This window comes from Nostoc cycadae WK-1, from assembly GCF_002897135.1.
Taxonomy (GTDB): Bacteria; Cyanobacteriota; Cyanobacteriia; order Cyanobacteriales; family Nostocaceae; genus Nostoc_B.
The window spans coordinates 23,990-36,428 of sequence record NZ_DF978430.1; the positions used below are offsets into that span (position 1 = coordinate 23,990).

General features: G+C 36.6%; 5 protein-coding genes and 1 pseudogene. All 6 read right to left on the minus strand.

What is annotated here, in order from left to right:
- Positions 1–33: 33 nt before the first annotated feature.
- The gene (locus NCWK1_RS15425; RefSeq protein WP_103125318.1) at positions 34–3,240 is read right to left on the minus strand and encodes a non-ribosomal peptide synthetase; all 3,207 of its coding nucleotides are present in this window, start codon (positions 3,238–3,240) and stop codon (positions 34–36) included.
- Between the two features lie 15 nt (positions 3,241–3,255).
- Positions 3,256–4,281 carry a TauD/TfdA family dioxygenase gene (locus tag NCWK1_RS15430; RefSeq protein WP_103125319.1) on the minus strand — a complete coding sequence of 342 codons (1,026 nt, stop codon included), beginning with the start codon at positions 4,279–4,281 and terminating at the stop codon, positions 3,256–3,258.
- Positions 4,278–5,849: a condensation domain-containing protein gene (locus NCWK1_RS15435; protein WP_096576680.1), complete on the minus strand. Its 1,572-nt coding sequence runs from the start codon at positions 5,847–5,849 to the stop codon at positions 4,278–4,280. Before NCWK1_RS15435 ends, NCWK1_RS15430 begins: the two co-directional genes overlap by 4 nt.
- 60 nt (positions 5,850–5,909) lie before the next feature.
- Positions 5,910–6,884: a cupin-like domain-containing protein gene (locus tag NCWK1_RS15440; RefSeq protein ID WP_103125320.1), complete on the minus strand. Its 975-nt coding sequence runs from the start codon at positions 6,882–6,884 to the stop codon at positions 5,910–5,912.
- Between the two features lie 26 nt (positions 6,885–6,910).
- Positions 6,911–7,756, minus strand: a complete 846-nt coding sequence (locus tag NCWK1_RS15445) for an aspartyl/asparaginyl beta-hydroxylase domain-containing protein (protein WP_096576684.1) — start codon at positions 7,754–7,756, stop codon at positions 6,911–6,913.
- Between the two features lie 81 nt (positions 7,757–7,837).
- Positions 7,838–12,415 (minus strand): annotated as a pseudogene (locus NCWK1_RS15450) (acyltransferase domain-containing protein); the annotation flags it as partial.
- Between the last annotated feature and the right edge of the window lie 24 nt (positions 12,416–12,439).

Genomic DNA, 12,439 nt, shown 5'->3' on the forward strand with positions numbered 1-12,439 from the left:
CAGATTACCGACTTCTTGAAGAAGTCGATAATCTTATTTTTTAGTTTGACTTCCTTGTCTAAGTTGCCTACGTTGTTTTCTAGATTCTCTCTGATTTTCATTTAGTTCATAGTTGGGCAATTCAGGCTGATTATTTGGTTCTTGACTTAAATAGTTAGCAAATTTACTAATGGTTGAATATTGAAACATATCAAGCATTGATATCTCTTTATTTAATAGTTTTTGCAGTTTGCTATGAACCTGAACCATTAGTAATGAGTGACCACCAATATCAAAGAAATTGTGATGAATACCTACCTTTTCTATATGCAATAATTCTTGCCAGATATTTGTAATCATTTGCTCAAGCTCAGATTGCGGCGCGACGTATGTTTCTGCTAAATCAAGTTGTGCTTGCTCAGGTAAGGCTCGATAGTCTACTTTACCGTTGGGTGTGAGTGGCAAAGCATCTAACTTGATAAATGCCGCAGGTATCATATATTCAGGCAGTTTTTCTAATAAATAATTGCGTAGTTCATTAATAGAAATCTCTGATTTTTGGTTGACAACAAGATAAGCAACTAAACGCTTTTCTTTATCTGCATCCTCACGGGCAATAACTACAACTTCTTTTACTTCTGGATGTTGATCTAATACTGCTTCTATTTCGCCTAATTCAATGCGAAAACCACGAATTTTTACTTGATTGTCGATACGTCCAAGAAACTCAAGGGTTCCATCTGGACGATAACGAGCTAAGTCACCTGTTCTATAAAGACGTTCTCCAGCTTGGTTGCTAAATGGGTTGGGAATAAACTTTTGTGCAGTTAATTCTGGTTGATTTAAGTAGCCGCGAGCGATTCCTAAACCAGCTATATATAATTCACCAACTACACCAATAGGTACTGGTTGCCAATATTTATCTAATACATAATGTTGCGTATTAATGATTGGTTTACCAATAGGAATTGACCCAGAATCACGCTGATTATTTGGTATTTGATAAACACAACAACCGACTACGGTTTCTGTGGGGCCATATTCATTAATTAAAATGGTATCGGGGGCAAAATCTTGCCAAAATGTTAACTTTTCAGCTAACAAGTTTTCGCCCCCGATAATAAAAGCTCTGGTACAATTTGCTATTTCTGTTGATGATATTTGTACTTTGAGTAAATCTAAATGTGCGGGTGTAATTTTAACTAAACTTAAGTTATGGCTACGGCGTAAAGCAGAAGCGAGTGCATCAATTCCTTGATTTTCTGGTAAAAGTTCTACTTGACGACCTACAAGTAAGGGTGAAAATAAACTGGTAACTGTCAGGTCAAACCCTAGGGGAGAGTGAACTAATGTACCTGTTCCTTGTTCAACTTTGTAGGCTTGGGTACACCAACTTAAATAATTAACTAGTCCTTGATGAGTAATTAAGGTTCCTTTAGGTTTACCAGTGGAGCCGGAGGTATAAATAACATAGGCTAGATTTTGAGAAGTTGTCTGAGTGACTAGATTTTCTGTTTTTTCTTGGGCAATAATTAACCAGTCGCTATCAATGCAAAGCTGTTGTACATTATCTATAGCTAAACCAGTAGCTAGATGTTGCTGGGTCAGTACCAAAGGTGTTTGAGTATCAGCAATGATATAAGCTTGACGTTCTGCGGGATAAGCAGGGTCTAAAGGTACGTAAGCTGCGCCAGCTTTGAGAATACCCAATAAACCAATGACCATCCATAAAGAACGCTCGACACAAATACCTACTAATACATCTGAGCCTACACCTAATTTTTGTAGGTAATGAGCTAATTGATTAGCACGGGTATTTAATTCTTGATAAGTAAGTTGCTGGTCTTGAAAGACAACCGCAATATTGTCTGGTGTGGAATTGCACTGTTGTTCAAACCAGTGATGAATACACTCGTATTGTAATTTTGTGGTTTGAGTGTTGTTGAAGTCAACTAAAATTTGCTGGCGTTCTTGGTCACTGAGAATATTTAATTGTGAAATGGTTGCAGAGGGGTTTTTAATAGCACTAACTAATAATGTGTACCATTGACTCGCTAAACGTTGAATATCTGCGTGAGAAAACAGATTAGCATCATAGTGGAATTCTGCGTTAACGGTTTGATCATGCGTGCGATCGCAAGTAAGTTTAACTTTAAATTGGTCAACACAAGCATATTTTTGATAGATAGTAAATTTTATATCACCTGCCGTATACTTACTTGGTGCTTCTGCAAAGTCAAAACAGAATGGGAAAAATGGTTGTTCTGTATAATCTTGATTGATTTCGGTAAGTTGTTCCCAGGCGAAACTCTCTTGCCATTCGGTTAATTCAGTTGTAGCAGTGCTAAGTTTAACTAATATATCACTGAAGCGCTCTCTTTGGCTTAACTCGCAGTTAAGAGGTAAATATTTAGCGAATAAACCTATTGCTGATTTGAGTTCTTCATAATTACGACCATCACAACCTAAACCAATGATGGGTTGTGATTCTTCCGTCAATCGCCAAAGCAAAATTAACCAACAAGCAAGAAAAAATACACTAGTTGAACATTGATAATTTTGAACAATAGCCTCAATTTTATTAATTAGCTCATGAGTAATTGACAACTTTAAAAATTGAGGGTTAAATTCTTGCTCTTGAGTAAGAGGCTGTTCAAAAGATAATTTAAAACTCTCAAGCTGAGAAATATCTAATTGTTGCCAATCCTTTTTATTAGCAAGTGTTTTCTCTGCTTCCAGTAGTTCATTTTGCCATGCAGAAATATCAGCATATTGTAATGGTTCTTCATCAGGTAACTCATCACCATAAGAACAGCTAATTTCAGCTAATAAATTATTTAATGATGCCGTATCAGCACACATTGCAGGCAACTGCATCAATAAAATATGTTTTTCATCTGTTAGTTTAATTAATGTTGTTTGTAGTAAACCACTTTTTTCCCATTCAATATTCTGCCAGCCAAACTCTTGCAAATAATTCTCAATATTTTTTGCTAAAAAAGAGCTTTCCTTCCAAGCTAAAGAAACATTATTTTGTACTACTTGAATGGGAATTTTTAATCCTCTGGTTTTATAAAAACTAGTGCGAAGTATTTCATTCCTATCAATAACTTTTTGTAAAGAGTTTTTTAAAATATTGACTTGTAAATTACCCTCAATGAGGATAGCGCCTTTAGTCAAGTAAACTGAGCTATTTTGTTGTAATAACCATAGTCGCTTCTGTTGTGGAGAAAGTTGAAATCCCTGTATTTGTTGAGGCATTGTGATTTACTACCTTTAATTATTAATATCTGCAAAGCTTGTCATTTCGCCCATAGCTACTAATAACTGCCTTTCACCAATAAAGGGATTACGTGCATGAGCAGTCAGCAAGTTATCTAGGAGCAATATATCTCCTTGTTTCCAGGGAAAAGTTACTTCTAATTCTTGGTAAACTTGACAAATTTCTGCCATTACTGAATCTTCTATGATATTGCCGTCACCGTAATAGCAATTGCGTGGCAAATCTGCCTCTGAAAATGATGATAGTAGCGACTCTCGTGTTTGAGTATCTAAGCAAGCTGGATGCCAATGTTGAGCCTGATTAAACCAAGTTATTTCACCTGTTTGGGGATGTTTTGCTACTGCTGGACGAACAGAAATAGTTCTTAAACTTCCGTCTGGCTTCCAGACAAAATTTACAAAATTCTGTTGACAAATTGCTTCAACTTCTGACCTATTTTTAGTTTGAAAAACGGTTTCCCAGTTTAGCCCTAATCCGTTACCATAATTACGGACATACATAACTTGTTTTTCAATAAATTTTTCCCTAATTTTAGGGTTTAGGCGCTGAAAAACTTGGCGACTGTCAACAATGGGGGTTTCTCCTCCCTGGGCGGCTGGTTGACGACATCCAAATAGAATCTTTTTTGGCCAGCGATGATTAAAAGAATTTTCATTGTGCCATAATAACTTGCGATCGCTAGGGTAAAAAACAGGAGTATAAACCTTCCCATTAAGGCTAGTGCGGGGATGTTCGCCATTTTCATTAAACAGTTCTGAACAAATGGCTAAACCAAAACGTTCAAATTCTGATGCTGTAGTAATATTAAATCCTCGAAATAGTATAGCTCCATTGAGCAGTAATTTACCTTCGATAAATTTACGATTAGCATCAGACCAGCCAGTAAGATCAACATTGTTAATATCAGGGCTAATGACAAGTGGTAAATCCTTGCTATTGGTGAAATGCTCTAATTTAATTAATTCGTCTGGCGCTAGATTTACGGTTTGACGTTTAATGTTTTTATCTAATTTCTTCATTGGGCATTCTCCGTTTCAGCAATAGTATCAAGAATCTGACGTTTAATTGTTTTAAATTTATGTTTATACTCTGCTTTTGTCTTCTTATTTTGAATCACTTCTGCTTGTTTATCTACTGCGGCAAGCAATTCAATTAATTCGTTTAATCTTGCTGTTGGTTTAGCTATTACTTGCTGTAAAAGTGTTTCAAAATGTTTGAGCATTTGCGCTATAGTAGCGGCGTAGAATAAATCTGTATTGTACTCTAATGCTGCAACTATTCCCTGTTCTGTTTCTGTTATCTCCCAAAGTAAATCAAGTTGGGTTGTTTTCTTTTCAACCGCTAATGATTTGATAGTTAGATTTGAAAGTTTTAAAGCAGGAGCTTGAGTATTTTCTAAAATTAATTTTACTTGAAATAAAGGTGGACGAGATAGATGCCTGACTGGGTTGAGGGCATCTACAAGTTTATCAAATGGTAAATCTTGATAAGAGTATGCCTCTAAAGTTACCTCACGAACTCTTTCTAGTAACTCACGAAATGATGGGTTTCCTGATAAATTAGTGCGTAAAACAAGTTGGTTAACAAAAAAGCCAATTAATTCTTTAGTTTCAAGCTGGTTGCGGTTAGCAATATCAGTACCTATAACTATGTCTTCTTGTCCTGTGTACCAATAAAGTAGTGTTTTAAATGCGGCTATTAAAATCATAAATAGCGTTACACCTTCGCGCTGGTACAAAGCTTTCAATTGTTCCGAGAAAGTCTTAGATAAAATCAGGCATTGCCTAGCACCATTAAAAGTTTGTAATGTTGGACGAGGCACATCTGTAGGCAATTCTAGTATAGGAAGTTGACCACCTAATTTGTGCTGCCAATAATTCAATAGAGTTTTTAATTTTTCTTCTTGTAAATATTGACGCTGCCAAACTGCAAAATCTGCATACTGAATTGGTAGTTCAGGTAGTGGTGAAGGATAACCACGAGAAAAGTTTTCGTAAAGGGTTGTAATCTCTCTGATTAATATACCTATTGACCAAGCATCAGCAGCAATATGATGTATTGATAACAATAAAACATGCTCTATTTCACTCAGTTGCAGTAAAGTAACTCGCAGTAAGTAATCTTTAGTTAAATCGAATGATTTTTGACATTCTTGATTAGCTAAACATAGAACTTCAGCGTCTCTTTTGTCTAAAGGCAATGCTTGTAAATTTACTACTTTTAACTTAAATATAGAAGCAGGACAAATGACTTGGAGAGGTTGTCCATCTACTATGGTAAATGTAGTACGTAAAGCTTCATGACGCTTAACGACTTCTTTAAAGCTTTCTTCTAATGCTGCTACATTTAGTGAACCAGACAAGTGCATAAACTGACAAATATTAAATGCCGGGTTCCCAGGTTCTAGTTGGTCGAGAAACCATAACCTCTGTTGAGAAAATGAGAGAGGGAAAGTATGAGTTTTTTGACTTTGAGAAACTATTAATCTTGTTGATAAGCTATCTCCTTTTTTTTGGTTTAGTTTTTGTGCAAGCAGTTTTAGTTTTTCTGGAGATAACCCAGCAATTTTTTGAAAAATATCACTCATGCTTAAATAACCTGAACAACATCAAGTATGGACGCGCTAAAGATTGAAATAAAATAATGCTTAGAGTATGCCAATAACAAATAAAGCATTTGCTAACGGCGGAAATTTAAATAGTAATGGAACAATATGACCTATGATAGGATGTATTTCAACATTTGCTTGAAAAAATAATTTGATATTTAGTTCGTTTACAACTAAGTTTCCCATAGCTATGGTATATTCTAAATTTCTGACATGATGCCACCATCTAGGAGGTATATAAATAATTTCTCCCGGTTCCAGAATGACTTCTACTGGTTTAGCTTTGGAATACAAGGGAAACTTATTAAAGTCTGGATTAAATACATCAACTTTTCCTTCATATAAGAAACCTTTTTGATCTGGTGTGAAAAAAACAATTTGTTTTCGTCCAGAAATCATGGCTAACCATGCAGCACAACTAGTAGGGTCTTCATGAAGACCTATGGATTTACCTTTATGACCTATGAAAATTTCGGGGTTATCATACCCATGTCTCTGCAAAACTTTTTTTGGTAATCTTGTCAACCAATTGGGAAAATAAACTGGTTCTTTATAGTCTTCTAACAGTTCAGGAAAGTCAGAAACTACCCAGTTAGCTAAGTATAAACGTTCCTGATTAACATTAGTATTATGCTCAGTTAAATAATCAATGTACTCAGCGACAGTGATTGTTTTTTTTATCTCGTCTTTATCTTCTTTAACGCCGTAACTTACAGAACCATATTTCGATTTAAAGAAATCAAAATTCCACTTGTTTAAGGCTGGCCAATCTCTCATAGCGTCAGTAATAATGACAGGCTTGCCAACCGCTGCATATTCCTGGATAAACTCATTATACGAAAGATTACTGCGGCGCTCAACAAAATCAATAGGTGTCCAGATTAACTGTGATTTTTGGCTTTGACTTCGCCTATTGATGAGGTAAATAATTAGGCTAAGAGCAATGGACAATACGATCGCCACAAAACTCAAGTGAATTATGTTGGAAAAAGATATAGGATATTCTGTAGCCATAGGATCTATGCTTGATTGTAGATAAGTTAATATAGATTTTTCAATTTTTCTTGCAAATACTTTGTATCTTTTACGCCGTGGTATCCGGCTTCTTCTCCTGTAAGATTAAAATACTTCAGGGCGATTTGTAGTAAAGTCTTTTCAACTTTTGTCAGTTCAGGATGATATAAATCTAATAACATCACAACTCTATTAGACTGACTTTTATTCCAGGCTTCATGGATAAAACTATTGTCAAAAAATAAAGCTTCTCCTCTACTCCACTTCCGTGTTTCACCTCCAACTTTAATACCACAATCTTCTGGAGTTTCGATTCCTAAATGACAGGTTAAAGAAATATTTATATCATCAGTATGTGGTGGTAAAACAACTCCCGGTTCCATAACAATAAATACAATTTCTCCAAAAGGATAGAGAAAAGGTTTGAGCTTAGTCACAATATTGACTGTCTTGGGAAACATAGACAAAGCCGCATCTGTAAATTTACCTTGTCTCCAAATTAAGTAATACTTCCAGTTTTCATCTTGATCCTTGAGAGTTTCACCAAATATTTCACTTGGCTTATATCTGGGAACAATATTTTTTTTAGATGCTAAAAAAGCCTGCCACTCATTTTCGATAGTACTGAAGTCTTGTTTGAGTATATTGGTAAACTGTTTTAAGGAATTATAATCATCGGCTTCATACCAAGGTTTATAAGTAATACCAGGATAAACAAAGTCGCTAATTTTACCATTGGAGTTAGCAGTATGTTGAGAAATCAAATTAATTGATTCTTGAAAACGATGAGCATTTCCTTGGGGATAGAGGAAATTTAATAACTTAAGTAGCCAAAGAGATAATGTAATTTGTGGGGAATTAGACTGAAGCATTATGAAATCCTGAATAATTACAAAAAATGTTGGAATTTAACGCTTATTACGCGTCAATTTTGTTAGTCTTTAAAGATGTATTTAACTTTGGGCGGTAAGTAGATTATTTACTTCTTCTTCTGATAGTTTTTCAATATCTGCTAGAGCTTGGGATAAATCTTCTAAATTTGTTTGTTCCGCTATATTTTGAACAATCAATTCAGATAATTCTGCAATAGTTGGAGAATTAAAAAAGCCTTTATACGAAAGTTCAACTTGGAAATTTTTGCAAAGTTGAGAAACAAGCTGAGTAGCAAATAAAGAATCTCCTCCTAATTCAAAGAAGTTATCATGAATACCGACTTGATCAATACCAAGTAGTTGTTGCCAAATATCAGCTAGGTTTTTTTCTATTTCGTTACACGGCGCAACATAAGCATTATCTAAGTTGGGACGGGGATAAGTGGCTCTATTTCGGTTGAGGTTGGCTAATTTTTCTTCTATGGATATATCGGATTTTTTGGGCTGAAGTTGGCTATGTAAATCTTGTGTAGAGACTATAATCTGAGGCAAATTATTACTAGATAAAATCAGATTAAATGCCTCCATACCTTCTGCCATATTCATGCCTACAGTTAATTCTTCGCCTGTAATTTCTTGATGTCTTTTTTCAACTGCAACGGCCATTCCTAAGCTGTGCCATCTATCCCAATTAATAGAGGTGATGAAATTACTATGTTGTGCTGCATCATGGTGTGCGAAGGCATCTAAGAAGGCATTTTCGGCAGTATAATCTACCATTCCTGATGTACCTACAAAGGAAGAAAGGGAGGAACAAAGTACAAAGAAATCAAGCTTAGTATTTTGGAAAATTTTCTTTAATACCCTTGTTCCTTGAACTTTTGGTGCTAACGCATCAGCAGCAATTTTTTTAGTTTTGAGTTGCATCATTCCTCCCCCTAAAACTGCGGCTGCATGAATTACACCGTTAATTTGGCCGAATTGCAAATTTACTGCTTTCACTACTACTGACATTTGCTCATAATTGGCAACATCAGCGTTAAATATCATTATTTCTGCACCAACAGTTTGCAGATTTTGTAATTTCCGAATTTTCTGGCTAATTACATCTTTTACATCGTGGGTGGATAGCCACTGCGTCCATTCATTTGCTTGAGGAAAAGGCGATCGCCCGACTAAAATGAGTTTAGCTTGTACAGTCTTGGCTAAATATTCAGCTAAAGCTAGTCCCACACCACCCAAACCGCCAGTGATTAAATAGACTCCATTTTTCCTTAACCGTGGATTTTCCTGAATTGGGGTGTCTAGTTGAATAGCTGCAAAATCCTGTACCCAGCGATGATGTCCTCGGTAAGCAATCACTTGTTGTGATGGTTGCAGAGAAATTTCTGTAACTAGTTGGTTGATTAGTTGTTGTTCTTGCCAACTCTCTGCTTTTGCTAGAACTACATCAATGCTGCTACAAGTGATGTTGGCATACTCTTGGGGAATGACTTTACAAGGCCCCATTATTAAAGCTTTTTCTGGACACAGTTGTTCGCAACCTGTCACAGTTTGCAGATGATTGGCAATAACTCGAATATCTAAGGTATCTTTTGCATAAGATTCGGCGATCGCTTGAGTCAAAAACAGTAAGCTGTAAAAGCCTAAGGATTCATACTGTTGTGATGTCAAGTACCCTGGATGATCTGGCGTGACGCTCCATAAATGCAGAATATTGGTGGGAGTTTGACCTAATTTGCGAAGTTCTTGACAGAGAAACTTGTAATCTTGTGGTTCTTCTGGGTTAATTGTATATGAGCGATCGCTATGACGAATATATGCTTTGTCAGCTTTGACAGTAATTACCTCATCACCTGCTATTTGCAATCGCTGAACTATTTTTTCTCCCACACCACATTCATCAACAAATACTAACCAGCATTTTGGTTGATTTGTTTTGTTTTCATTTGTTAACTTAGGTAAAGCAGTGCGTTTCCAAGTAGGAGTATAAAACCAGTCAGCGATATTAGGCTTTTTACCTAATACAACTGGCTGTTCTATTTGGTGATCAATATAGTTGCTAAATGCGATAGATTGAGCATTAGCTGTTGTAGCTTGAGCAATGAAAATTTCCTCACCGAATGCTGCTGTTTCTGAAACTGCTGCGACTTCAGCGAATCCATGCGATTTTAATGCTGCATACCATTGTTTTTGAGATAAAAATGGATTTCCCCGACTGCGTTGTTCATCCTCTAAAGGATTCATCAATAAACCATCGGTAATATCAAAAATTAATTGCGGTTCAGTGATTTCCCAAAGTAATAATAAACCACCTGAACTTAATAGCGATCGCACATTATCAAGGGTTTTATTAATGTTACGAGTGACGTGTAAAACGTTCACAGCAATTACTACATCAAAACTGTGGAGTTCATACCCTTGTTCAGCTGGAGATTTTTCGATATCCAAAAATTTATATTCAACAAATGGATAAGCACTAAAATTTTCTTTGGCTCGATTGAGTAATAATCCACCAACATCAGTAAAGGTATAGGTTGTGCGTTCTCTGGGTAAGACAGGTAATAAAGCTGCGGTGGCTATCCCTTGTCCGCCGCCAATTTCTAATATTTTTAGGTTGATATTGGGGGGTAATAATTTGATGATCTGTTGTAAACCTGCCTGCATGATACCTTTTAAATAGGTATCTAATGCAATTTCCGATTGTGGAGTTTCTCTACTTTTATTGATAGCGTTAAAAAATAATTCTAAAGGTTCTACTTCACCTTTCAAGACAACTGGTAAATTTACACCACATTCTGCGACAAGATTGACTAATTGTGGTAAATTTTCTAATTTTAGTTTAGCAGTAGCTAAATAATTATTGATGGTATCATGCGACAAGGAAATTAAGTTGCTAAATAGCCCTTGTTCTTGTTGTAGATGTCCATATTTTACCAAGACATCTAACCACCGATGTAATAACTGTTGATAGCGAGGAATGATACCGCTTTGCTGATATAATTCAGCAAAATTATACTTGATGGAAGAATCTTTAAAGATATCTAAATTTCTCAATGCCAAGTTAATGTAAGCCACACATAAATCATCTAAACACTGTTGATTACGGAAATAAGTTTCGGCATCAAGTGGCTGAGTTTGAGCCTGTATTTTACTAGTTGTGACGACAGATTTCCAAAGCGTATCTGTTATGTTTGACGCTTTAAATAGCTGTGGTTGTGCTTCTATCCAATAACGCTGACGTTCAAAAGGATAGGTAGGTAAGGGAATATGGTAGGGTTTTTCGTGGCGATAAAAACTCAACCAATCAACTTTAATTCCTTGCAACCATAGGCGACCCAAAGTATTTAATATAAATGCGATATCTGACTTTTGTTCTTGGGGATGACGGAGTGAAGTGAGAGTAACTACCTCTGGTTTTTGATGTTGTTTGACAAAGGTAGTTAAAGTTCTACCAGACCCCACCTCCAAAAATATACGTTCTGGTTGCTGGAGTAACTCGGTGATTCCTTGACCAAATAGCACGGTTTGGCGGAGATGTTTTGCCCAATAGTCGGGGTTTGTGGCGGTGGTTGCATCTATCCATGTCCCACTGACATTCGATATCAAGGGAATTTGGGGAGGATGGAGGGAAATTTGTTGTAAAAGTTGCGTCAATGGCTCAACAACTGCATCCATCATCGGAGAGTGAAAAGCGTGAGATGTGTGCAGTCGGCGATAATTTATCCCTTGCTGTTGTAGTTTTAGTTCTAATTGAGCGATCGCATTTATCGTACCTGAAACTACACAGTTTGATGGCGAATTACTTGCAGCTAAAGCCAGTTCTCCACCCAAAAAAGGTAGAATTTCCGACTCTGACATTTGCACCGACAGCATCGCGCCGCCTTGCTGTTGCTGCATCAAGCTTCCACGAGTAGCAACTAGCGTTAACGCATCTTCTAAACTAAAAACCCCTGCTAAAGTTGCGGCTACATATTCCCCAATACTATGACCAATCATCGCTTCTGGATGTACACCCCAACTCATCCATAATTTTGCTAAAGCATACTCAATCACAAATAAAGCAGGCTGGACTATAGCAGTTTGGGTTAGTTCTGGAGTCTGGGTTGCTTGGGGATAAAGTACCTCACGTAAATCAAGATTTAGGTGTGGTTTGAGCAGTTCAGCACAATAATCAATTTGTTCTCTAAACTCTGGTTGACTTTCATAAAGTTCTTTCCCCATATCTACATACTGAGAACCCTGTCCAGGAAACATAAACACTACTGGACTATGACCGGATTTTTGGTAGTTGGTGAAAACTTCTGGGCTATCTGGAGATGTGAAAGCTGTAATGCTATGTTCAAGATTTTGACACACCAAAATCCGCCGATGCTCAAAAGCTTTACGACCAACAGCCAAAGTGTAAGCCACATCAGCCAAATTTATATCTTGATTTTGCTGCAAGTATTGGACTAAATTCTCTGTCGCCGTCTCCAGGGCTGTGCTAGTCTTTGCTGATAGTACCAACAAATGAAATCTCCCCTGCACCCCTGCACCCCTGCTTCCTTGCTCAATAATTGGTGCTTCTTCCAAAATTACATGAGCATTAGTTCCCCCAATTCCAAAGGAACTCACACCCGCACGCCGAGGAGTACCATTTGTCTGCCAATCTGTTATACCATTTCACTAAAAAAATGATAA